This is a genomic window from Pauljensenia sp. UMB3104 (assembly GCF_030217285.1).
In the GTDB taxonomy this organism is placed as follows: Bacteria; Actinomycetota; Actinomycetes; order Actinomycetales; family Actinomycetaceae; genus Pauljensenia.
In genome coordinates this window covers 1-245 of sequence record NZ_JASONN010000508.1, presented here as the reverse complement: position 1 = coordinate 245, position 245 = coordinate 1, and the positions used below count along the sequence as shown (strand labels likewise).

The 245-nt window shown below is 58.4% G+C and carries 1 pseudogene; it reads right to left on the bottom strand.

Features of this window, described 5'->3' with window-relative positions:
- A pseudogene (locus QP415_RS12585) lies at positions 1–245 on the bottom strand (ABC transporter ATP-binding protein); the annotation flags it as partial.

Here is a 245-nt window from a genome sequence, read left to right as displayed (position 1 = left end):
ACGGCGCATCGCGGAACGTGGCAAAGCAACCATGTCCAGAAGCTCAGACACGCGCTCGATACGCAGATGCTTCGGATTGAATTCCTTCTTCTCCGCGGCAGTCAAAGAACGTCCAGCGTTCTTTGCTTCCATCAGAGCCGAGATCCACTTTTCAGGCTCACGACCGGTCGCCATCGCACGAGCAAACTCCTGCTCGGCGTACGCCATCGTGCCGTAGCCGTGGACGCGGAGCGGTTCTTCGATGA